At 28.8% G+C, this 25,498-nt stretch carries 19 protein-coding genes; 10 read left to right on the top strand and 9 right to left on the bottom strand.

Annotated elements, in window-relative coordinates:
- The 3 genes from Q1X91_RS09320 to Q1X91_RS09330 form a co-directional block, all read right to left on the bottom strand.
- On the bottom strand, positions 1-565 hold a 565-nt coding region (locus Q1X91_RS09320; RefSeq protein ID WP_300756273.1), incomplete at its 3' end, for an ECF transporter S component.
- Positions 562-1,197, bottom strand: coding sequence for an ECF transporter S component (locus Q1X91_RS09325; protein WP_300756276.1), 636 nt, complete (start codon positions 1,195-1,197; stop codon positions 562-564). The genes Q1X91_RS09320 and Q1X91_RS09325, both read right to left, overlap by 4 nt.
- Before the next feature lie 203 nt (positions 1,198-1,400).
- Positions 1,401-2,759 (bottom strand): FAD-dependent oxidoreductase, encoded by a 1,359-nt coding sequence (locus Q1X91_RS09330; RefSeq protein WP_300756279.1) that lies wholly within the window; start codon positions 2,757-2,759, stop codon positions 1,401-1,403.
- A gap of 431 nt (positions 2,760-3,190) precedes the next feature.
- Between Q1X91_RS09330 and mtnK the strand changes: the two genes are divergently transcribed.
- Positions 3,191-4,417 (top strand): S-methyl-5-thioribose kinase, encoded by a 1,227-nt coding sequence (mtnK, locus tag Q1X91_RS09335; protein ID WP_300756282.1) that lies wholly within the window; start codon positions 3,191-3,193, stop codon positions 4,415-4,417.
- A 33-nt stretch (positions 4,418-4,450) separates the two neighbouring features.
- Positions 4,451-5,524, top strand: a complete 1,074-nt coding sequence (locus Q1X91_RS09340) for an S-methyl-5-thioribose-1-phosphate isomerase (protein WP_300756285.1) — start codon at positions 4,451-4,453, stop codon at positions 5,522-5,524.
- Positions 5,525-5,882: 358 nt separating this feature from the next.
- On the opposite strand, the gene Q1X91_RS09345 is transcribed toward Q1X91_RS09340, so the two are convergent.
- From Q1X91_RS09345 to Q1X91_RS09355, 3 genes are all read right to left on the bottom strand, one after another.
- The gene (locus Q1X91_RS09345) at positions 5,883-8,108 is read right to left on the bottom strand and encodes a glycoside hydrolase family 2 TIM barrel-domain containing protein (protein WP_300756288.1); all 2,226 of its coding nucleotides are present in this window, start codon (positions 8,106-8,108) and stop codon (positions 5,883-5,885) included.
- A 680-nt stretch (positions 8,109-8,788) separates the two neighbouring features.
- Positions 8,789-10,384 (bottom strand): peptide ABC transporter substrate-binding protein, encoded by a 1,596-nt coding sequence (locus Q1X91_RS09350; RefSeq protein ID WP_300756292.1) that lies wholly within the window; start codon positions 10,382-10,384, stop codon positions 8,789-8,791.
- Positions 10,385-10,491: 107 nt separating this feature from the next.
- Complete coding sequence (locus tag Q1X91_RS09355) at positions 10,492-12,102, bottom strand: peptide ABC transporter substrate-binding protein (protein WP_300756296.1); 1,611 nt, start codon at positions 12,100-12,102, stop codon at positions 10,492-10,494.
- Positions 12,103-12,437: 335 nt separating this feature from the next.
- Between Q1X91_RS09355 and Q1X91_RS09360 the strand changes: the two genes are divergently transcribed.
- The 8 genes from Q1X91_RS09360 to Q1X91_RS09400 all read left to right on the top strand — a co-directional run bounded on the left by Q1X91_RS09360 (position 12,438) and on the right by Q1X91_RS09400 (position 22,563).
- Positions 12,438-13,784, top strand: a complete 1,347-nt coding sequence (locus Q1X91_RS09360; protein WP_300756299.1) for a butyryl-CoA:acetate CoA-transferase — start codon at positions 12,438-12,440, stop codon at positions 13,782-13,784.
- 63 nt (positions 13,785-13,847) lie between these two features.
- Complete coding sequence (locus tag Q1X91_RS09365; protein ID WP_366945509.1) at positions 13,848-15,767, top strand: acyl-CoA dehydrogenase family protein; 1,920 nt, start codon at positions 13,848-13,850, stop codon at positions 15,765-15,767.
- Between the two features lie 43 nt (positions 15,768-15,810).
- On the top strand, positions 15,811-17,025 hold the full coding sequence (locus Q1X91_RS09375) for an FprA family A-type flavoprotein (RefSeq protein ID WP_300756301.1): 1,215 nt from the start codon (positions 15,811-15,813) through the stop codon (positions 17,023-17,025).
- Between the two features lie 150 nt (positions 17,026-17,175).
- On the top strand, positions 17,176-18,798 hold the full coding sequence (locus tag Q1X91_RS09380) for a hypothetical protein (RefSeq protein WP_300756303.1): 1,623 nt from the start codon (positions 17,176-17,178) through the stop codon (positions 18,796-18,798).
- A gap of 77 nt (positions 18,799-18,875) precedes the next feature.
- Positions 18,876-19,952, top strand: coding sequence for a peptide chain release factor 1 (gene prfA, locus Q1X91_RS09385; RefSeq protein ID WP_300756306.1), 1,077 nt, complete (start codon positions 18,876-18,878; stop codon positions 19,950-19,952).
- A 27-nt stretch (positions 19,953-19,979) separates the two neighbouring features.
- A complete protein-coding gene (locus Q1X91_RS09390) occupies positions 19,980-20,669 on the top strand; it encodes a hypothetical protein (protein WP_300756309.1) in 690 nt (229 codons plus the stop codon).
- A gap of 22 nt (positions 20,670-20,691) precedes the next feature.
- Positions 20,692-22,122 (top strand): spiro-SPASM protein, encoded by a 1,431-nt coding sequence (locus Q1X91_RS09395; protein WP_300756312.1) that lies wholly within the window; start codon positions 20,692-20,694, stop codon positions 22,120-22,122.
- Positions 22,123-22,131: 9 nt separating this feature from the next.
- A complete protein-coding gene (locus Q1X91_RS09400; RefSeq protein WP_300756314.1) occupies positions 22,132-22,563 on the top strand; it encodes a hypothetical protein in 432 nt (143 codons plus the stop codon).
- Between the two features lie 599 nt (positions 22,564-23,162).
- On the opposite strand, the gene Q1X91_RS09405 is transcribed toward Q1X91_RS09400, so the two are convergent.
- The 3 genes from Q1X91_RS09405 to Q1X91_RS09415 form a co-directional block, all read right to left on the bottom strand.
- Positions 23,163-24,149: a sugar phosphate nucleotidyltransferase gene (locus Q1X91_RS09405; RefSeq protein ID WP_300756317.1), complete on the bottom strand. Its 987-nt coding sequence runs from the start codon at positions 24,147-24,149 to the stop codon at positions 23,163-23,165.
- 79 nt (positions 24,150-24,228) lie between these two features.
- The gene (locus Q1X91_RS09410; RefSeq protein WP_300756320.1) at positions 24,229-24,783 is read right to left on the bottom strand and encodes a DJ-1 family glyoxalase III; all 555 of its coding nucleotides are present in this window, start codon (positions 24,781-24,783) and stop codon (positions 24,229-24,231) included.
- 69 nt (positions 24,784-24,852) lie between these two features.
- Positions 24,853-25,434 carry a tetratricopeptide repeat protein gene (locus Q1X91_RS09415; RefSeq protein WP_300756323.1) on the bottom strand — a complete coding sequence of 194 codons (582 nt, stop codon included), beginning with the start codon at positions 25,432-25,434 and terminating at the stop codon, positions 24,853-24,855.
- Between the last annotated feature and the right edge of the window lie 64 nt (positions 25,435-25,498).

A 25,498-nucleotide genomic window follows, 5' to 3' on the forward strand; every position in this document is an offset into this window, starting at 1 on the left:
AATTATTGTTATTTAATTTTATATACTTCTGAAAGAATATTATTTTTTTTATCATTATATACACAATGATACATGATAGTACTTTATCAAATATATTTGCAATCAGTCTAGCTATGAATGAGGCCTCAGTAACATTTAATCTCCCTTCAATCATTGATTTTATGAAACCGTCTATAGTTCCTCCGCTTAATCCTTCTGTTAATACTACAGATATAGGTACTCCTATTGATACTGACATTATACCTATAATAATACCAGTTACAACAGCAGATAATAGGCTGAATTTAAACTTTCTTGCTATAAGTCCTGTTATTAAACCTATCAATGCATTTATGATAGTGAAATATAAATGAGAATAGCTCAAAAATAATGATAATAATAGATTAGTTAAAATACCTACTATTGCTCCGTATATAGGACCAAGTATTGCAGCAGTCAGTATTGTACCTGCCGAATCTAAAAATAAGAATGGTATATTAAAAAATAAAACTATAAATGTTAAAGAGAAATTAATCGCCATGCTTATAAATACAATTATTAAACTGTATTTTAAATTATCTTTCATACTAATTTACCAATATTAAAAGCTTTAGCATATGTAAAATATATAAAAATAAAATTTATTTTCAATAACTTTTTATTAATTATCTTTATTAATTCTAAAAAAATAAACCTTTTTATTGCTATTGTAACCAATAAACATGATACTATTTTATCTATAAAAGCAGCTGATAATGTTCCTATAGTTGTTGATACTACAAGGCTTTTTCCGCTATTAATCAATGCCTTAATATAAGTATCTACTGTACCAGTACTTACTCCATTAGCAAGCACTATAGAAATGGGGGAAGATATTATTCCAGAAACTGCTGCTATAATAATACCGCTTATAAAAGATACTGATATTTTTGTAAAATCATATTTTTTAGCTATTAATCCGGACATTAATCCTATTATAGCATTTACAATGGCAAAATGAAGATTTATATAATCTATGGTTATGGATGTAATAATATTTGTTATTATACCTACAAGAGCTCCGTATATAGGACCAAGTATAACAGCAGTAAGTATTGTGCCTATAGAATCCATAAAAAGAAAAGGAATTTTTAATAATAATACTAAAAATGTCAAAGCAAAATTAGCTATTATTCCAATAAATATGATTAATATATTGTATTTTAATCTATTCTCCATTTTGTTCAAATCCCGCTATTATAATTTTTTGATTATTCTAAAATACTATATAAGATATTGTCTGCTATAATAACCTAAAACAAATTTATTTTCAATATGATAAATGGTATTATTTTATTTATGATATTTTTTATAAAAAAACCCTAGTAAATTTTAAACTTACTAGGGTTATATTATTAATATAAAATATTGTTTTTTAATTATTATTTAGCAGTATAAGCAACCATAGTCATCCAAGATAATGGTTTGTTATAGTGAGGCAAGAAGAAGAAGTCAGATAATGCAAACTGATCAACAGTCATACCATTTTGTATAGCAAGAGAGAATGCATGTATAGCTTCAGCATGATTATGATTAGAAGCAATTTGAGCACCTACCATACGTCTAGTATCTTCTTCGTATATAACTTTTACTAATACATCTTCATAAGAAGGCATAAATTCAGGTCTTTCAGCATCTTTAAAGAAGTTAGATTTAACTTTTAATCCTTTTTTCTTAGCAGTTTCTTCAGACCAACCAGTAGAAGCCATATTGTATCCGAATACGCAGATAGCATTAGAACCTTGAGTACCGCAGTATTCAACATGTTTTCCTAAAGCATTGTTAGCAGCAACAATACCCATTCTTACAGCATTAGTAGCTAAAGCGATGTACTCTTCTTTTCCAGAAGCTCTTGAATATACAGCAGCACAGTCTCCTATAGCAAATACATTAGGATCTTTTGTAGTTTTCATAGTAGTGTCTACTTTTATAGCACCATTAGGTAAAGTTTCTAAATAATCCTTATAAAGTTCGCTATTAGGTCTGAAACCAACAGACATAACTACCATATCTACATCATAAGAACCTTTGTCAGTAACAACTTTTTTAACTCTGTCATCACCTTCAAATTTCTTAACAGTTTCACCTAAATGCATTTCTATACCAGCTTCTTTGATTCTTTTTTCAGCTTCATCAGTAATTTCTTTGTCAAAATAGTTAGCCATAACTCTAGGCATAGCTTCCATTAAGATAACTTCTTTACCATGGTTTTTGAATGCTTCTATAAGTTCTACACCTATGTAGCCAGCACCAACTACCATAACTTTTTTTACTTCTGGTTTAGCTATTTCATCAATAATTTCCTGACCTTGTTGGAATAGTTTAGAGAAGAAAATACCTTTTTTAAGTCCGTATTCAGTACCTTCCTGCATTAAACCTTCTATAGGAGGAGTTACAGGCCAAGAACCAGCAGCAAGAATAAGTTTATCATAATTATCATCAAACTCTTTACCTGTTTTTAATTCTTTTACATGTAATTTTTTGTTAGCCCAGTCTATTTTTGTTACATCATGTCCCATGTAAACATCAATGCCTTCAGCTTTTAAACTTTCAGGACTAGCATAGAATAAACCTTTAGGGTCTTTTACCACACCTCCAACCCAAAGTGCGATACCGCAGGCTAAGAAAGATATATTATCATTTCTATCATAAGTTACAACTTGACAATTAGGATCTGTAGCTTTTAATGTTTTTGCTGCCCAAGTACCAGCATGGTTACAGCCTATTACAATAACTTTCATAATAATTTAACCCCTTATATAAAAATATTTTTATTATCAATTTAAGCATTATTATAGTACAAAATAAATACTTAGTCAAGGTATATTGTGTTTATAATGAAGTTTTTTTGATGTTTTTTACGCTAATTTTATATAATAATTTCACTAATTACAGAATTTTTTATCAAAATTCTATATAAAGTAACGATAAATAGGTTCATATATTACTTAATTAATGTTTTTTTGGCACTATAATACTTTATGTAGATATATTTTGTAAATTATTTTTAGTATTTTGTAATAAAATTATTTCTTTTTGTTACAAAATATAACTAATATTTTAAAAATAAAAAAATATTATACATATAAGATATTTATATGATATAATTATTGATATTTATACTTTTTATGCTATATTTGTAATTATCAATTTTAATTATGGACTTTAATTTATGGTTAGATTTAACGAATATTTTCTTATGGAAGAAAAAGATGTGCTGCTTTATGTTAAAAACAAATTAAAATATTTCAAGCCTGATGATAATATAACCTGTAAAGAGATAGGAGATGGAAATATTAATTATGTCTATAGAATAAGTAACGGCAAAGATTCCATCATATTAAAACAGGCAGGAGTTCATACTAGAAGCAATTCTTCTGGAAGGATACTTGATATCAATAGAAATGCCAGAGAGGCACAGGTTTTATCATATTACGGAGATATACTTCCAGACTTAGCACCTAAAATAATATGTATAGATAAAGTAATGAATTTGTTCGTTATGGAGGATTTGAAGAATTATACAGTTCTTAGAGATTCCTTGATTAAAGGGCAGATATATCATCATTTGCAGGAGCAGATAACTGATTTTATTGTTGAAACTACTTTATCTACTGCTGATTTTTTTGCCAATGCTTTTACTAAAAAGGAAAATGTTGCTAAATATATTAATAAAGAACTTTGTAAAATAAGTGAAGAGCTTGTTTTTAGAGAGCCTTTTTTCAATTTGCTTAATGAAAATTCTTTTTCAGAATCACTAAATAAATTTGTTGAAGAGAAGTTATATAAGAATAAAACTTTACAGTTTGAGGCGGCTAAATTAAAATATGAGTTTATGAATAATGCTCAGGCTTTGATACATGGTGATTTGCATACAGGGTCTATATTTGTTAATGATGATTATATAAAGGTTATGGACTGCGAATTTGCTTTTTACGGACCTATAGGATATGATTTGGGTACTATAATAGCTAATTTTATATTTGCTTATGTTTATCATTTGAATGTTACTAATGATAAGAATTATACTTCATTTCTTTTTGTTGTCATAGATGATATTATAAGACTTTTCAAAAATAAATTTATAACAAAATTTATACATGAAACCAATGATATTTCTGTAAAAAACAATGAAGATTTTATAGAGTTTTATTTGCTTGAAGTATTAAAAACTGCTTTTGGTATATGCGGACTTGAAATATTAAGAAGAACTACAGGATGTGCTAAGGTAAAGGAAATAGAATCTGTAAATGATAAGGAAACTAGAAGAAATATAGAATATATACTTCTTAATATAGGTATTGAATGTATTATGTATAGAGATAAATTGGCTGAAGAAGAGAAATTCATGAAATTTATAGATAATATAATTCAAAAAATAGATTTTGATAATATTTAAAAAATTTAAATAAGTTATTTTGGAGATACTTTTATGTCTGATGAACTTAATAAACTTAATAGAATAGATAAAGAACTTGCCTTTATGCTTCAGTTTGAAAATATTGCTTGGTATGATGACGGATGTGTAAAGATATTAGACAGAAGAGTTTATCCGAATAAAGTACATTTTGCTGAATGTAAAACTCATAAAGAAGTATCAAAAGCTATAGCCGATATGGTAACTCAAAGTGCAGGTCCTTATCTTGCTGTAGCTATGGGTATGGCATTAGCAGGATATGAGTCAAAACATTTGCAAGGTAATGACAGAATAGATTTTTTAACTCATGCCTGCAATACTTTGGCTAATTCAAGACCTACAACAAGCGGAAGAATGATGTCTATAACAAAATCATGTTTAGAAGCTGGTACTGAGGCTATAAAATCAGGCAAAGATCCGATAGAGGCTATGTTTAATAGGGGAATAGAACTTTCTACAAAAAGATATTCTAAAATAAAAAAAATAGCAGAAAATCTTGTATCAATGTTTCCAGATAAAGGTACTATACTTACTCAATGCTTCGGAGAATCTGTTGTAGGATTTATGATACAGGAGTTTCAGAAAAAGAATAAGGATATAAAAGTTGTATGTTCCGAAACAAGACCATATTTTCAAGGTGCAAGGCTTACAGCAACGGTTGCCTATGATCAGGGTGCTGATGTAACAGTTATAACTGACAATATGGTAGCATACACTATGCAGGAGAAGAAAATTGATGTATTTACTTCGGCTGCTGACTTAATATGTTTAAATGGGGCAGTAGTAAATAAAATAGGTACTTTTCAAATAGCAATAGTAGCTAAATATTTGGGTATTCCTTATTTTGTAACAGGAGCTCCAGATAAAGGCTATCATGGGTTTGAGGATATACATTTTGAGTTCAGAGATGAAAAACTTGTAACTGAGGCTATGGGGGTAAAAACCTCCAAAGAGGGAGTTAAAGGGTTTTATCCTGCTTTTGATTATACTCCGCCTCATTTAGTTAGTGCTGTTGTAACAGATTTAGGTATTTACAGTCCTTATGATGTGTTTAAATATTATATAGGCAATGATGAAGGTGAGTATTAATTTTTATTATTAATTTCAGTTTTGAAAAAAGTCTTATATATACCTAAACAGATATAGTTTATCAAATTTTAATTATTTATAGATTTAGTGATAACTTATAAATAGTATAAAGTATTATTAGTTATTAACAAAATAAGTTTAAAATGTATTATAATAACTATATTTTAGTTAAAAAATGCAGTCCTTCGTGACAGAGGGCTGTGCTTTTAGGGCAAAGCCACTAAAAACAATAAAATTAAAAATCTGAAAATTGACAAACTTAAAAATTTTCAGTATATAATTTTTTTATTATTAAATCTTAAAAAAGGGCTTGAAAATAATTTTTCAAGCCCTTTAATAAATTTTTTATTAATGTTTATTAATTTACTTTTATTGATATAGTTTTTGTTTCAACTCTTTTATTTGATATAGTTATTTTTATTTCGCCTTTTTTACTATTAGATTTAACCCAGAAAGAATAATAACCGCCCTCAAGTACTGGGTTGTCATTTCCTATAAGCTCTCCTTCACCTTCAACATTGATTTTTATGGCTTCATTTATATAAGGAAGTCTGTTTCCTAAAGCATCAGCAGCTTTTACAGTAATTCTAGTTGCGTCCCAAGAAGAACCTTCACTTATAGAATTAATTTCATAGTCATCAGCTTTTACTTCAAGCTCTTTGAAAGTAGGATTTTTTAAATAGCTTTTTTCTATAACAGGTTTTGAATCTATATACCCTACAATTTTTATATCAGCCCAATCCATATCACTTACACCCGGTATATTAACAGGCATATTTACAATTACAGGAGCATGTTTCAAACCCTGATATTTTCCTGATGCTGGATATTCTTTTACTATTAAATCATTTTCATGATATATTTCTATATAGTCGCAGTTTGTAGAGATCATTAAAGGAGAAATACCGCCTATAGATCTTTCACCTCTTGCATATACTGTTATAGGTTCTAATATTATTTTGTAGTCTTTGCACATTTGCGATGAATAAGCACTTGCTGCCATTTTAGGATTTCTAAACATATCATAAACGCCATGATAACATATTCTGTCGCCTGAACCAAAGTTATAATGCGTATGATAGTCAAAAGCACACCAGCCAGTAGAACCTGCTAAATATTTATCTATAGCTACAGCATTAATAATTTCATAATGTCTTTTAGTATGTTCTATAGTTCTCTCTTCACAGTCCTGCATTTTTGTAGGGAACATATGTCCGTTATATTCTGTTATCATATAAGGAACATTTTTATCTAATCTTGTTATGCATTTTTGTGCTCTTATAGGATCAGCTTTACCGTCGTAATTAAAATCATTAACAGTATATACATCTTCTAAAAGTTCGCTTCCCACTATATATCTTACTCCGCCTGTTTGTCTTGTTTTATCTAATTTATGGGCAACTTCATTTGTTTCTTTATAGAAATTATGATTATCCTGACTTTCATTTATTCTTACGCCCCAAATTATTATAGAAGCATGATGAAAATCTCTTTCTATCATATCTTTTACATTTTCTACAGAAACTTTCTGCCAGTCTTTATCACCTATATGCTGCCAGCCCGGTATTTCTTCAAAAACCATTAATCCTATTTCATCGCATCTGTCTAAAAAGTGTCTTGAAGCAGGATAATGCGAAGAACGTACAACATTAAGTCCCATATCAAATTTTAATATATCAGCATCTTTTTTCTGTATTCTCTCTGGCATAGCATAACCAACATATGGGAAACTTTGATGTCTGTTTAAGCCTCTTAATTTTATTTTCTCCCCATTTAAATAGAAGCCGTCTTCTGTAAATTTAACATCTCTGAAACCTATTCTTACAGAAGCAGTATCTTCATTAGAAAGTGAAACTTCCAATTTATAAAGTCTAGGATTATTAATAGTCCATAGCTCTATTCTATCAGAATCTATATGTTCATTTATTTCAATATCTGTGAATAGTTCATTATTTTGTAATTGAATATCTTTTTTTATTTCGCATATATGATATTCTCTGTTGTAAAGATTAATAGAAATAGTTTCTTTTGCATTTGTTTTTTTGCTGTTTCTTATTCTTATTTTTCCAGTTATAGTTTGATTAGCAAGCCCAGTTATCATAATATTTTCCACTGAAATATCATCTGCTATTATTATCTGAACCTCTCTATATATACCGCCGTAGCAAAGATAATCTATTTCATTTCCAAAAGGAGGTATATCATCTCTTTCCAAACTGTCTAATTTCACAGCTATTATATTTTCCCCTTCTTTTAATGCATCAGTTATATCATATACAAAAGGTAAATATCCGCCTTTATGTTCTGAAAAACTTTTATTATTAACAAATACTTCAGCAGCAGCCATTGCCCCTTCAAAATTAATCAATATTCTTTTATTTTGAAATTTGGCTTTATCATAATTAAATATATTTTGATATCCAGTAATAAGCCAAGTATCTGATTCATCAAAATAATGTAATGGTATTTCGGCAACTGTATGAGGTAATGTTGCAATTTCCCCATTTAGTTTTTCTGTTTTTATACCATCATTCCATTCTTTAAAAAATTGCCAATTAGTATTAAAATTTATTATTTCTCTCATCTTAGTACATACTCCAAAATTTTTTATATGGCAAATATTTTATATTTAAAAAATAAAAAATCAATGAAACTTTTATAAAAATGTATTTTTAATAATTTTTTTTAATTAAACATTACTACATGCAGTGTTAAATAGTATGCAAACAATCACCATTCCGAATATGAAATAAGCAAAACAGATAAGCTGCTTTTGAAATTGCCTTAAATTTAATTATACTGTGCAAAGAACTAGGTTGTTATAAAGTATGTAAGCAATACTCTGTGTATTTATAAGCAAATCTGTGCAAATATACTGAAAATTATTAAGTTTGTCAATTTTTTTATTCAACTTTTTCCACCTTCGCTTGTCTACGGCACATAGAGTGGCGGGCTTCGCCAAAAGAACCTTATATCCTTGGCAAGCTCGGATACGCTTCGCGAAAGTGCAAGTGTAACAATAATACTAAATAGTACTAATTATGTTTTACATGTAGAATAAATTGTAAAATTTAGCCAGAAATATAGCCTTTTTGCTTCTTTGTGGCAACAAAAGAAGGTAAAGCCCCAGATATCAAAAAAAATATAATTTTATTTTTGACAAACTATATCTGTTTAGGTATATACTAAAAAAGAGAAGATATTATATATCTCCTCTTTTTTTCAATTTTTTGATTAAATTTAATTAAAAACAAAATACAAAAATTATTTCTCTAAATACGAATAATGAAATCTGTATTTAGCTAAAGGATCTAATTTATAGTCTTTAAGTTTTTTATCAACCATTAAAACATTAGACCTGTAATGTATAGGTATTATAGGCATATCATACATAAGTATAGCCTCAGCATCATGAAGAACTTTCATTCTCTCCTCTGGATTAACTATATATTTTGAGCTTTCTATAAGTTTGTCATATTCTGGATTATTGTATCCTGGATTGCTTGGAGCATAGCTTAAATATAGTTCAAGCATAGTCATAGGGTCATTATAATCACCTGTCCATCCGCTTAGAACCATTTGATAGCTTAAATCTCTAAAACTCTGAAGTATAACAGACCATTCTCTAGGTACTATAACAGCATCAACTCCTATATTCTTCCACATTTGCTGTATAGCCTCTACCATAACAACATTTCCGTCATTAGCAACTAAAACTTCTATTACAGGATAATTTTCACCATTTGGGTATCCTGCTTCAGCCATTAATTTTTTAGCCTCTTCTATATTTTTTTGATAGTCATTTGTATCAACACTTATATAATCTCCTCCGTTTGCTCTGAACTCTCCTTCATAATCGCTTATTAGAGGAGGTACAAAAGCTCCTGCAGGTATTTGTCCGGACTTATTTACTGATTCTACTATATAGTTTCTATCTATAGCAAGTGCTAATGCTCTTCTTACTCTTGAATCGGTAAATGCTTCATTAGTGAGGTTTATTTCAAAGAATGTAGTACCATATGCCTGATTCATTACTATTAAACCCTCTTTTTGAAGATTTTCTATTTCCTGATTTGGTACTAGGGTAGAGAAATGTATTTGTCCGTTTCTTAAAGCAGCTAATGCTGTATTTTTATCGGCTACCATAGAAACAGTAATATTTTTAGCAACTAATTTATCTTTATCATAGTAGTTGGTATTAATTTCCATAACTATTTTATCATCTCTTACTCTTTCAGTCATTTTATAAGGACCATTTCCTATATAGCTTTCTGGTGTCTGAACCCAAGTATCACCATATTTTTCTATGATGTCTTTTCTCATAGGTACAAACATGTCAGCAAGTTCTAAAAAGTATGCAGTAGGATTTTCTAATGTTATCTCTAAAGTATAATCATCTATTTTTTTAATACCTAATTCCTCTGTATTTATTTCTCCCTTAGATATTTTTAAAGCATTTTTTATAGGGGCCATAAGAGAAGCATAAGGAGCTGCGGTTTTAGGGTCTACGAATCTTCTGTAGCTGTATACAAAATCATCGGCTGTTACAGATTTTCCGTCAGACCATTTAGCATTTGTTCTTAGATAAAATATATAACTAAGTCCGTCTTCGCTCATTTTATAGTCTTCTGCCATTCCTCCAACCAAATTGCCGTCTTTATCCTTTTTCATAAGCCCTTCAAAGAAATGTCTTATATAAACAGTACCAGCACTTGCAGTATTAAGATGCGGGTCTATAGTGGCAACTTCTCCTCCTAATGATATAACTATAGAATTATTTTCATTAGAAGAGGATTTTGAAGAACAAGATAATGCTATAAATGAAAGCATTATTATAATAAATATATTTTTTTTAATCATGAAATTATCCTCAAATTATAGTATGTTATCTATTTTAGTATAAAATAATAAAAACTACAAATTTTTTATAGAATAATTACTGTAAATAATAATGTATAAGAAATAAATTAATTAATCTGCTCCAAATAGCAGTAATTAAATCTATGCCTTCCTAAAGGATTTAGTACCAAATCTCTCAAATACGGATATACTATAAAAGAATCTGATCTATAATATAGAGGTATAATAGGCATTTCATCTAAAAGTATAGCCTCAGCCTCTCTCATATTTTTCATTCTTAAATTATTATCATATGACAATTTAGCTTCGGATATTAAACTGTCATATTTAGCATTTGAAAAACCAGAATGATTAACTCCTCCATAGCTTATCATAACATCAAGCATAGTTATAGGGTCATAATAATCACCAGTCCAGCCCATTCTAGCAATTTGATATTTTTTCTTTGTGAGAGCTAATAATGTAGCTGGAAACTCTTCTTCCTGTAAATCAGTATTGACATTTAAATTATCTTTCCACATTTTTTTAATAGCTTCTCCAACTTCATAAAATATTCCTGGAGATACTTTTAACTGCAAAGCAGGATAGTTTTCTCCATTAGGATATCCAGCCTGAGCCATTAATTCTTTAGCTTTTATAATATTTTTTTCGTAGCTATCTATATCTATGTAATTAGATGACTCATCTCTGAAAGAATATCTAATACCTTTTACAGCAGGCGGTACAAAAGCTCCGGCAGGAGTTTGAGAGCCTTTTATTATATTATTAACTATATATTTTCTATCTATAGCAAGTGATAATGCCTGTCTTACTAATTTATTTGTTAATGCTTCATTTGTTATATTCAATTCAAGATATATAGTTCCTATTGCATTATTTGGAACAATATATCCGCCATTTTTAAGATATTCTAACTCATCAGCAGGTGCTTCTAATGCTGAAAAATGTACTTGTCCGTTAGTAATTTGTTCAATAACATTTAGTACATCAGAATTTGAGACAAAGGTTATTTTCTTAGCTATTATTTCATTTTTATCATAGTAGTACGGATTTTCTTCAAACACTATTTTTTCATTTTCAATTATTTCTCTTAATTTGTATTGTCCATTACAGATATATGTTTCAGGTTTTAGAGTCCATTCATCTCCGTATTTTTCTATGATATCCTCTCTCAAAGGCATAAATATTCCAGTAGAAGCCAAAAAGTCTATGAAGTACATAGAAGGAGTCTCAAGTACTACTTTTAATGTATGATCATCTAAAGCTTCAGCAGCTAAATTTGTTATACTCATAAGTCCCATTCTTATATCTTTTGCATTTTTTATAATTTCCATCATGTATGAGTATGATGCATTAATATTAGGGTCTACAGCTCTTCTCCAACTGTATTGAAAATCATAAGCTGTTACTGGTTTTCCGTCAGACCATTTTGCATTTGTTCTTAAATGAAATATATATGTTAAACCGTCTTTTGATATATCCCAGCTTTCAGCCATTGCCGCTCTTATATTGTTATTAGGATCTGTTTTGGTTAATCCTTCAAAAGCATGTAAAATGTATGTACTAACTACCCCTATAGAGTTTAAGGTAGGATCTATTGTGGCGGGCTCACTTCCCATATTAATTATTATATCTCTGGTGGGGTCTATTTCCTCATTAAGATTATTGCAGGAAACGACTGCAATAATGATTAATAAATATAAAAAAATATTTTTCATTTTTTTACGGAACTCCGAAATAAAAAATTATTAATTATACATTTAGCTATTATATTAGATATTGGTATAAAGTCAATATTAATATATATTTTTTTGTGATTTAGTATAGTTGTAATTATTTTTTTGTAATATATTTATATTATATAATTTCACAAAAAAGTTCTTTTCTGTGTATGCTAAGTATGATTACTAAGTTTATAAAAAATATTGATTTGCCCTGTGTAAAAATACAAAAAAATATGTTCAATAATTAAAATTTAATTGACAATCAAATTTAAATTTACTATACTAGAGTTTATTAAAATAACTATTAAAAAATTAATTGGAGGTATTTCATGGATTTCAAAGCCTTATATAAACAAAAATTAACAACTGCTGATGAAGCGGTTAAAGTTATAAAATCTGGCGACTGGATTGATTACGGCTGGGTTACTGCTACAGTAATAGATTTGGATAAAGCTTTAGCAAAAAGATTGCCTGAATTAACAGATCTTAATATTAGAGGCGGTATATTAATGTGGGAGCCTGAAATTTTTAAGATAGAGAATCCTGAAAAACATATCACTTGGAATTCATGGCATATGTCAGGTTTAGAAAGAAAAGCAGTTGATAAAGGTTTTTGTTTCTATGATCCTATTCGTTATTCAGAAATGCCTAGATACTATAGAGAATTACCAAGAGGAATAGATGTAGCAATGTTCCAAGTATCAGAAATGGATGAAAACGGCTATTTCAATTTCGGACCTAACTCTTCACATATGCAAGCTATGTTAGAAAGAGCTAAATGCGTAATAGTAGAAGTAAATAAAAATATGCCAAGATGTTTAGGTGCTGCTAATATAGGAGGAGAGGCTGTTCATATTAATCAGGTAGATATGATAGTAGAAGGAAGCAACACTCCTATAAAAGAAATGCCAGCAGGCGGAGCTACAGAAGTAGATAAAACAGTAGCTAGACTTATAGTAGAAGAAATACCTAACGGTGCTTGTTTACAATTAGGTATAGGAGGTATGCCTAATGCTGTGGGTTCATTAATAGCTGAATCTGATTTGAAAGATTTAGGTGTTCATACAGAAATGTATGTTGATGCTTTCGTTGATATATCTTTGGCAGGAAAAATCACTGGTTCTAAAAAGAATATAGACAGAGGCAGACAAACTTATGCATTCGGTGCTGGTACTAAGAAATTGTATGATTATATACATAATAATCCTGAATGTTTATCAGCTCCAGTAGATTATACTAATGATGTAAGAGTAATTTCTTCTATAGACAACTTTATGTCAATAAACAATGCTGTAGAAATAGATTTATTCGGACAAGTAAGTGCTGAATCAACAGGATTCAAACATATAAGCGGTGCAGGCGGACAATTAGACTTCGTATTAGGAGCTTATTTATCTAAAGGCGGTAAGAGCTTTATATGTTTATCTTCAACAGTAACAGGAAAAGACGGACAATTAAAATCAAGAATAGTTCCAAGTTTTGCTAATGGTACAGTAGTTACAGATACTAGAGCTAATACTCATTATGTAGTAACAGAGTATGGTAAAGTAAACTTAAAAGGTTTAACTACTTGGCAAAGAGCTGAGGCTTTAATCTCTATAGCACACCCAGATTTGAGAGATGGATTAATAAAAGAAGCAGAAAAAGCAAAAATTTGGAGAAAAAGCAATAAATAAATTTGAATATTGATTATCATTTTTATATACTATTATTAAATAATATTGTTAAAGGAGAAGCAAATGTTTAAAACAACAGAAAAGCATGAAGAACTTCGTGCTAAAATCAGAGCATGGGCTGAAGAAGTTGTAACTCCAATAGCTCATGAGCACGATCAGACAGGTAAATTCCCAACAGAAGCTGTAAAACAATTAGGTAAAGGCGGATTAGATATAATGGGTTTGCCTTTTGAAAAGAAATACGGCGGAGCAGAATTTGATAATATTGCTTATGCTATAGCTGTAGAAGAACTTTCAAGAGTAGATGGCAGTATGGGTGTAATTTTATCAGCTCATTGTTCTTTAGGTAGTTATCCTATCTATGCTTTTGGTACTGAAGAACAAAAGAAAAAATATTTAGTTCCTCTTGCTGAAGGTAAAAGATTAGGTGCTTTCGGTTTAACTGAGCCTGAAGCTGGATCTGATGCTGGCGGTACTGAAACTACTGCTGAATTAAAAGGTGATCACTATATATTAAATGGTGAGAAAATATTCATAACTAACTCTATAGAAGCTGAAACTTATGTAGTATTTGCTGTTACTACTCCTGGTATCGGAACTAAAGGTATCAGTGCTTTTATAGTTGAAAGAGGTTGGGAAGGTTTTGAATTTGGTGAAAAATACGACAAATTAGGAATTCGTGCTTCTGCTACAGCTCAGTTACTTTTCGACAATGTTAAAGTTCCTAAAGAAAACTTGCTTGGTAAAGAAGGACAAGGATTCAAAATCGCTATGCAGACTCTTGACGGCGGTCGTATTGGTATTGCTGCTCAAGCATTAGGTATCGCTCAAGGTGCTTATGAAGCTGCTGTTGCTTATTCTAAAGAAAGAATACAGTTTGGTCGTCCTATCGCTCAACAACAAGCTATCGCTTTCAAACTTGCTGATATGGCTACTAAATTACGTGCTGCTAGACTTCTTATCTACAGTGCTGCTGCTATGAAAGACAGACATGAGCCTTATGGTACTGAATCTGCTATGGCTAAATTATATGCTTCTGAAATAGGTTTGGAAGTTGTTAACCAAGCACTTCAAATCCATGGCGGTAATGGATATATTAAAGGTGCTTATATAGTAGAAAGAGCTTATCGTGATGCTAAGATCTGTACTATTTACGAAGGTACAAGCGAAATTCAAAAAGTTGTTATTTCTGCTTCTATACTTGGTAAAATGCCTAAATCTCCTGTTGCTGTTGCTGGTCCTATGGCTAAAAAAGGTCCTATCACTGGTGAAAGAAGAAATATCATCTTCAAAGATGGTTCAGCTCAAGAAAAAGTTGATGCTTTGGTAGCTGCACTCAAAAAAGATGGAATTGATTTCTCTGTTGGTATAGATATTAATACTCCTATAGTTGATGCTGAAAGAGTAGTAAGTGCTGGTAAAGGTATCGGTGCTAAAGAAAATATGAAACTTGTTGAGGACTTAGCTAAAGCTGCTGGTGCTGCTATAGGTTGTTCTCGCCCTGTTGCTGAAGAATTGAAATACTTACCTATCATCAGATATGTTGGTATGTCAGGTCAGAAATTCAATGGTAACTTATATATAGCTTGCGGTATTTCAGGTGCTAACCAACACTTGAAAGGTATCAAAAATGCTTCTATCATCGTAGCTATCAATGTTAAAGGTTCTGCTAAAATATTCAAAAATGCTGACTATGGTATCGTTGGAGATGTTAAAGAAATACTTCCATTGTTAACTAAAGCTCTTGATACTGGTGCTAAGAAACCTGCTGAAGTACCATATAAGAAAATGAAGAAAATTACTCCTAAGAAAACAATCGAAATACCTAAAATCTATGTATGCAGCGGTTGCGGTTATGAGTATAATCCATTCATTGGTGACCCAGAAGCAGAAATAGCTCCAGGTACAGACTTTACAGCTCTTCCAGAAGAATGGGTATGTCCTGAATGTAGTGAAGAAAAAGCTAACTTCATTAAGGCTTAAAATATAAACTTAATTATTAATAATTTTTTTGAGGAGGAAAATAATGCATTGCGTTAGAAAAGTTACTGAAGATTTATATTGGGTTGGAGCGAATGAACACCGCTTGGCTCTATTTGAAAATGTACACCCTTTAACTAAAGGTGTTTCTTATAACTCTTATGTTCTTTTAGATGAAAAAACAGTTCTTTTTGATACAGTTGACTGGGCTGTTTGCAGACAATTCTTAGATAACTTAGAATATGTTTTAAACGGCAAAAAACTTGACTATATGGTTATCAACCATATGGAACCAGACCATGCTGCTTCTATAGACGAAGTTTTAATAAGACACCCTGAAACTAAAGTTATTGCTACTGAAAAAGCATTCATGTTTATGGATCAGTTCGGATTTACTATTCCAGATGATAAAAAAATACAAGTAAAAGAAGGCGATACTCAAAAATTTGGTAAACACGAAATACTTTTCGTTGCTGCTCAAATGGTACACTGGCCTGAAGCTATGGTTAGCTTTGATACTACTAATGGCGTATTATTCTCTGCTGATGCTTTCGGTTCTTTCATCGCTTTAGACGGAAGATTATTCAATGACGAAGTTAATTTCGACAGAGATTGGTTAGATGAGGCTAGAAGATATTATACTAACATCGTTGGTAAATATGGTCCTCATGTACAAAACTTACTTAAAAAAGCTGGCGGAATTATTGATAAAATTAAAATGTTCTGTCCTTTACATGGACCTATTTGGAGAAACAATCTAGGTTATATCCTTGATAAATACAACAAATGGAGCACTTATGAGCCTGAAGAAAAAGGTGTATTAATCGTATATGCTTCTATGTATGGTAATACTGAAAATATGGTTGGCGTTTTAGCTTGTAAATTAGCTGAAAAAGGTATTACAAACATCGTTATGCATGATGTATCAAGCACTGATGTTTCTTACTTGATTTCTGATACTTTCAAATTGAGCCATGTTGTATTAGCTTCTGTTACTTATAACCTAAATATTTATCCGCCTATGCATAACTATTTAGATGATATGAGAGCTCTTAATGTTCAAAAACGTAAATTTGCTATCATTGAAAATGGTTCTTGGGCTCCTAAATCTGGTGCTTTAATGCAAGAATTCATTGAAAATAATTTGAAACAATGTGAGATTTTAGATGCTCAAGTTTCTATTACTTCTTCTATGAAATCTACTAACGTTGGAGAAATGGACGCTTTAGTTGATGCTATAGCTGAATCTATGAAAAAATAATATTATAACATATTATTGAATAAAGGCCGATTCATGTTTTTATACTTGGATCGGCTTTTTTATATAAATGATTTTTGAATTTTGACGAAAATAATAGACAGTAAATATTGAGTAAAGTATATAAATATGATAATAAGGAAATAGTTTTTTATGGTAAGTATTAAAAGACAAAGACAGATTAAATTATTTTTTATATTATCTATTATATTAATCATAATAATGATTTTATTTTTTGTACTCGGATATTTTCCTTATGGACTTCATAAAAAAGATATGGCTGATGTGAAAATACCAAAAGATAGTATCGCTTATGTAAGTCTTAAAAGTCTTGATAAAAGTATACTGAAATTTTCTGATTCCATATATGCATATAGAATATCTCATGATGAATCTATGTATGATTTTTCTATTTTGCTTAGAAAGGCAGATGCATTCGCTGATAGATTAAGAACTAATGATAATTTTTTGGTTAAAATGGCTTCTAAACCTATATTAAAAAGAAATTCTGCTTTGCTTTTTTGGGGTTATAATGAAAATTTAGATAATTCTGAAATTTTTTATTTATTTGATATAGGAAGATTAAATTCTTTTATATTTAAATCTTTTTTTAATTCTGAAAATTTAACTATAGATAATATTACTTATGAAGTGAAAAAAATTAATTATAATGGAAGCAGAATATATGCTTTAGATAATGGAAGTCCTTATTTCTTTTTTAGTTTTTATAAAGGTATTTTAATAGCTGCTAAAAATTATAATCATATTAAGAAATTTATAGACTTTTTAAACTCAAAACCTTCTGATTTAGAGGATATAGCTTTACTAAACAGAGTAAAAAGTGATTATAATGCCGATATTTCTTTTTATATTAATAAGAATCTATTTGATTACAATAAATGCGAAGGTTCTCTTTTATTTGCTCCTTTGAAATATTTTGAGAATGTTTATACTATATACGGAAATATTAAACTTAATGATGATAATGGTCTTTGCGACATTTTTGCTGATTATGAGTACGGAGGTTCTGACAGATATTCTCTTTACGGATTAAATGGAAATATAGACATACAGAATTATCTCTCTAAAGACAGCACTATCATGTATTTTGGACTTAAATCATATTTGGCTGGTCTTTATCCTATAATATATAATGATTTGAAACTTAAACATGATAATGAGCTTTCTTCTGAAATATTTAATCTATTTACAAAGATGAATGATGTATATTCATTTGGAAGTATAATTAATGATCTTTATGGAGAAATGGCTGTTGCTTATATAGAATCTAAAAGATCTGAACTTATTTATCCTGTCATTATATTTAATATAGAAAATGATAATTCTCTTTTGCCTAAATTAGAAATAGCACTTTTAAATAAATATCCTACTCTTAATAAAGGCGAAAGAAGTTATAATAATAATTTTATATATTCTTATGATTTGAATAATGGTTCTAATGTGCTTTATTATACATTTGTAGGCAGCATATATTTTGCAAGCGAAGATGAAAAGGCAATAGAAACAGTAATTGATAACAGCTACTCTTCAGATACTTTGGAAGCATATATAAAATCTCAAACTTCCAAAGATATGAATGCTGATTATATATTTACAATACAGCTTTCTAAATCTCAGGATATATTAAGAAATTTTGATATACCTCTTAGAACTTGGAGCTATCCTAATAGTATTATAGTGGGTTCTACTATAGGCTCAAATTATACTCATATTAATATTGACTTTAAGGCTAATTTTAATAGCGTAACTAAATAGTTATTATCATTATTAATAGTTGATAAATATAATTATTCATATATAATAGTCATTATTTTGGGAGAGAAATTTATTTTATGTCTATAATTGATAAACTTTCTTTAGTAGAAAATACATACGAAGATATAGTGCAGAAACTTAATGATGCAAATATAAAAGATAATAGAGTTATTCAGGATTTGATGAAAAAAAAATCTGAGATAGAAGATATTGTTGAAGAGTACAGAAAATTAAAAGCAGTATTAAAAGAAATAGATGAATCAAATGAGATGATTAATAATCCAGAAACTGATAAAGACCTTAAAGAGATGGCATTAGCAGAGATAGAAGAACTTAATCAAAAAAAAGAAGATATAATAAACTCTCTTAGACTTCTTCTTCTTCCAAAAGATAAAAATGACGGAAAAAATATAATAATAGAAATAAGAGTGGGTACTGGAGGAGATGAATCGGCTTTATTTGTTGGTGATTTGTTTAGAATGTACAGCCGTTTTATAGAGAGAGCTAACTTAAAAATGGAGATAATAGATACAAGTCCTACAGAATTAGGAGGCTATAAAGAGGTTATATTCTCTGTTTCTGGAAAAAATGCATACAGAGCATTAAAATTTGAAAGCGGTACGCATAGGGTGCAGAGAATACCTGCTACAGAATCTGGAGGACGTATTCATACATCAGCTTCTACTGTTGCTGTTATGCCTGAGGCTATGGAAAGTGATGTTGTTATTAAAGATGAAGATATAAGAGTTGATATATTCCGTTCAAGCGGTCCTGGAGGGCAGTCTGTTAATACTACTGACAGTGCTGTTAGGATTACACATTTGCCTACAGGATTGGTAGTTCAGTGTCAGGACGAAAAGAGCCAGCATAAAAATAAGGCTAAGGCTTTAAAGGTACTTCGTGCTAGGATATATGAAAAAGAAGAAGCTGAGAGAAAGGCTAAAGAGGCAAAGGAGAGAAGAGAACAGATTGGATCTGGTGATAGGAGCGAGAGGATAAGAACTTACAACTTCCCTCAAAACAGAGTTACTGACCATAGGATAAATCTTACTCTTTATAAATTAGATAGATTTATGGACGGTGAGATAACTGAAATAACAGATGCATTATTTAAAAAAGAGCAGGAAGATATGCTTGCCTCATATTCTGATTAGTATTTTTTTATTGTTGACGGATTATTTATGAAAGACGTAGAAAACATATTCGGCGAAGAAAAAATTATTCATAATATATATAATGAAGATCCTATCATTGCCTATATAAAAAGTTTTGATGATGTTTTATACTGCGATTATTCTTATGGAAATGATACTGATTATTTTATGGGGTTATTTGCTTATCATAAAGATAATAAATATGTTTTTGGAGAGTTCGGCTCATTTAAAGAGAATAGAGATGAATTAAAACTCGTAGTGAGTGATTATCCAGAAATTATAACTATAGATAATTATGAACTTACTAATGATAAGTTTATAGATTTACTTAATTTATATAATATTTCTATGTGTCAAATGCATTCTTTACTTGGGGAAAGTAAAATAAAAAATATAAAATCAAATGCTTTAAAAAGAATAACATTAAATGAATATAAAGAAATTTTCCCGCATAGATATATAAATAACAGAATAAAAATGTATGGTAAAGATAAATATGAAAGAGTTGCTATACATAATATATTAGCCGATTTAGCATACAGATGCCCTTATTGCGGAGCTACTTCTCTTTTAAAAATAATAGATAATAAAACTAATAATTTTAAAGATGTGCTTATAAATGAACTTTATGATGAACATATGGAGGATAGTTTATATGTATGCCGTATTTGCAATTTGATAAGCAGAACTCCTAATGGCATTATGGATTATATTTAATAATTTAAAGAGGTTATAAAAAATGAGTTTTTTAATATTGATTGATAAGTCTTTTGATAATGAGTATTCTAAAGAGTTTGAAAGTATTTTTTATAATAAAGCTGAAATTTTAAAAAACAATTTGAATTGTGATATTAAATATATAGAAAATAATAATCTTGACGATATAGAGAATTATTTGAATAATATATATAAAGAAAGTGAGAATTATGATAATATAATTTATATACCAAGTGATATGCCTCTTTTTAATATTGAAGAGACTATTAAACTTACAAAAATTCATGAGGAAAATATAGCCTATTTCAGTTATGGAGAGAATTATCCTTCAGGTATTGTTCCTTTTATAATAAGAAGAACTGCTTTTGAGAAATTATTTAATATTATAAAAACAAAAGATATAAAACCTTCTGAAAATGCTGTAAGTAATATAGTATTTGTTGATCCTAATTTTTTTGAAATAGAGATACTTATATCCGAATATGATATGAGATATTACAGACTTTATCTTTTTGCTGATAGTAAAAGAAATGCTGTACTTATAAAAAGACTTATCAATAATGAAAGCTATAAAGAAATGGCTGATTTGATAAAAAATAATCCAAGCATAAGAAGAACTTTACCTTCATATATAGAAATAGATATTAATAACAGACAAAATGTTTTAAACAGATATTTATTGAAAAATCAAACTATAAAAACAGAACTTAACAAAGAAGAGAAAAATATAACTTTAGAAGAGTTTAAAATTATTTATAATAAAATATTGAGTTTCTGCGGTGATTTTCATATGTCTTTAGGAAGTTATTATGAGCCTCTTTTAAATAGCGAAGTATTTGATATATTGGACTTTGCTTTGCAAAATAAAAATGTTAATATATATTTAGAGACTAATGCTTTGCTTCTTGACAGTGAAAAAGCTAAAAGATTAATAAATATGCAGGCAGAAAATGCTAATTTACATGTTATTATTCATTTAGATACTATAGATGAAAATGTTTATAATAAAATATATGAAAGCGGTGATATAAAAACTATTATGTCAAATATAGATTATTACTTGCTTAGAGAACCTAAAAATACTTATATGCAGATAGTAAAGCAGAAAGATAATTTTGATTATTTGGCATCATATTACAAATATTTTGATAAATATAAAATAGATATCATAATGCAGAAATATTATACTTACAGAGGTATTATAGATGATAATAGAGTAGGGGATATGGCACCTCTTATTAATACTGGCTGCTGGCATTTAGCACGTGATTTATTTATAGATTCTTACGGAGATGTTTATATTTGCAGATTTGATATCAATAAAGAAAAGAAAATATCTTCCATATATGATGCTTCTTTAGAGGGTATATGGAGTTCACTAGATAAATATTATGCTTTAAAAGATTTGGATTTTTGCAATAAATGCGATGAATGGTATTTATATAACTTTTAATTGATAATTATGGAACATATAGTAGTAAGATATTTAGAGTTTGTTTTAGCCTGTTATGTTGTTAGGTTTTTATCTATAAGGCTTGTATTAGAGTTTCAGTTTGTTAAGAAATTTTATTATATGAGAGAAATACTTCCGGGTGTGCGTAATTGGAATAACAGACTTAAACTTATTTATTATTTTGAGCTTTTTTCTTTTATTCAAAGTTTATTTGCAGCATTATTTTTTATGATGTTTTTTGAGTTTGTACCTTTAAAAGATCATATAAAACTAATTGTTGGATTTTTAATGTACTCATCTCTTATAATAGCAGATAAGGCAAGATTTTCTATTATACATACAAATTATCCTTATTCACTTTTTATAATGGATACGGCTATATTTTTATTTATTAGCCTTCTGCAGTTTATAGTGATGGCATTTATGAATGCTACTTTATAAAATAGGATTATAGATAAAAAACTATTTTATTATTTTTAATATACTGGAACGATTTCATTTTGTCAATTGATGTACATTATATAGAATTATCAACTTTTTTGCCGTGACTTCGCCAAAGTTTTTGCCAACACCATACCTAACGGTACTTCCTTCGGTCGCATGTGGACTTCGTCGGCACGCATAGTGGGCACGACTGTGAAGCCCCACAAATATCAAAATTTAAAAAATTTATTTTTTGATAAACTATAGTTGTTTAGGTATATACTGAAAATTTTTAAGTTTGTCAATTTTTTATTCAACTTTTTTTAAGTTTGTCAATTTTTTATTCAACTTTTTCCCGCCGCAAAAAGTTGCAAAAAATGCAATTACTAGAACTTTATATTTTAAAGATATGTATTAAATGTATGGTAATACCTGAAATTTTGGCTAAAAATGAAGTCTTTTCGCCTTCCTATGGTACGCAGAGCGAGGCGTACAGCGTATGGTTCTTTGTGTCAAACCTGCCTACGGCACACAGAGCGGGCACGACTGTGAAGCCCTGCAAATATCAAAATTTAAAAAATTTATTTTTTGACAAACTATAGTTGTTTAGGTATATATTAATTTTGCTCTATTGTGATAGAAGCCCCTATATCCATAGAATGAGTTTTGCCTTTATAGCTAGCTTTTTCTGATATTATAGAATTATCCATAAAAGCATTTGATATACTAACATCTTCAAATATGATACAGTTTTTTAATATAGAGTTTTCTATCTTTGAGTTTTTTCCTATATGCACATAAGGTCCTATTACAGAGTTTTCTATTTTTACATCTTTGTCTATAAATACAGGAGGTATTATAGCAGAGTCTTTTATTCCTTTACTTAATATTTCATGTTTTATGATAGTTTTATTAGTTTCTATCATAGTAGATTTTTCACCGCAGTCATACCAGCCGTCTAATTTAAAAGTTTTAAATATGATGCCTTCTTTTATCATATGTTCTAATGCATCTGTAAGCTGATATTCATTTTTAGTTTTTATGTCATTGTTTATTATATATTCTATGGCAGAAAATAATTCTTTAGAGTTTACTATATTGTACATTCCAGTAAGGGCTAAATTACTTATAGGTTCTTTAGGTTTTTCTACTAATTTGGTTATAATTCCATTATCATCTAATATGGCAACTCCAAATCTGCTTGGATTATCCACTTCGCATACCCCTAAAGCATTTTCATTTTTGCTTACTATATTTGATAAATTTAATTTAAATATAGTATCTCCTAAAATTATAAATATTTTATCATCATCTTTTATATATTCTTTTGTAAGGTAAATAGCATGAGCTAATCCCTTATATTCCTTTTGCTCTACAAATGTTAATTTTATATTTTTGTATTTATTTGTTAAGTATTCAATCATCTGATCTTTTAAATATCCAATTATAAAGATTACTTCTTCTAAATTATCTATAGAAGAAATCTCAGTCATAATAAAATCTATAATAGTAGAACCTGCTATAGGAAGTATTGGTTTTGGTTTTGTAATAGTGTGAGGTCTTAATCTTGTACCTTCACCTGCAGCTGGTATAATAACTTTCAATTTTCAATCCTTAAAAAAAATCTTTTATATATATAATAATATATATAAAAGATTTAATAAAATCAATATAAATTGTTATTTATTTTATTAAATTAACTAATAAAGCATTAGCTAATTCTTCATTAGAGCCTGTTAAGTATTTAACTAATTCTAAAGCAAAAAATACAGTAGTAGCAGGACCTTTAGAAGTAATAACATTATCATTGCATACAACAATATCTTTTTCTACATATTCTCCGCCTTTAACAGCACTTTCACAGCTAGGATAGCAAGTATATTTTCCTTTTATAACTCCAGCCTCGCCAAGTACTATAGGAGAAGCACATATTGCAGCCACTAATTTTTTATCTTCATACATTGTTCTGATTTTTTCAATAACTCTCATATATGCTTTAAGATTGTTCATTCCATCATATCCTCCTGCAAGTGCTATAGCATCAAAATCATAATTCATAATTTTTTCTAAAGAAGCATCAGCTTTTATAACTATATTATGAGCTCCTTTTACTTCCAAATTGTCAGTTAATGATGCTGTAATAACTTCTAATCCGCCTCTTCTTAAAACATCAATTATTGTTACTGCTTCTACTTCTTCAACGCCTTCAGCTAATGGTACTAAAACTTTTTTTGACATAATCATATGCTCCTTTTATTATAATATATTAGTAATATGATAATATTATATTACTAATATTGCAAGTAATTAACTATTTTTAATTTTATTTAATGCTTTTTCATATCCTAAATCTGCAGATTTTTGTAAGAATTTATTAGATTTTAGTAAATATTTTTCTTTTATACCTTCATCTTTTTCATGCTTAGATAGTATATTATAAAGTTTATATAAATCATAATAGGCTATATAGTCTTCATTATTAAACTCTAATGTAAGTTTTAAATATTTAATTGCCTTTTTATATTTTTTCTTTTTTCTATAAGCTGCAGACATTAAATAGTAAGCATCAGAATATGCTTGATTTTTCATAATAGCTTTTTCTAAATCTTCAATAGCCTTATCATATTCATTTTTATACAAATAAGCTTCAGCTCTGTAATAGTAAGCATCACTGTCATGAGGATATATTTCTATAGATTTATTATAAGTTTCTATAGCTTTTTCATAATTTTCTATTTCATAATAAACTCTTGCTAAATTATGATATGCATCTAAATTATTACCGTCAAGTTCTATAACTTTTATTAAATCATTAATTGCTTCATCATATTTTTTATTTTGTATATTGTTTAAAGCACTATAAAAATATTTATTTTTTTCATCAATCATTATAAATAGTCCTATTTTTAATATAATTATTTTTTATTTATTATTATATAATAAAAACTATAAT

This window comes from uncultured Brachyspira sp. (genome assembly GCF_949287625.1).
Classification (GTDB): domain Bacteria; phylum Spirochaetota; class Brachyspiria; order Brachyspirales; family Brachyspiraceae; genus Brachyspira.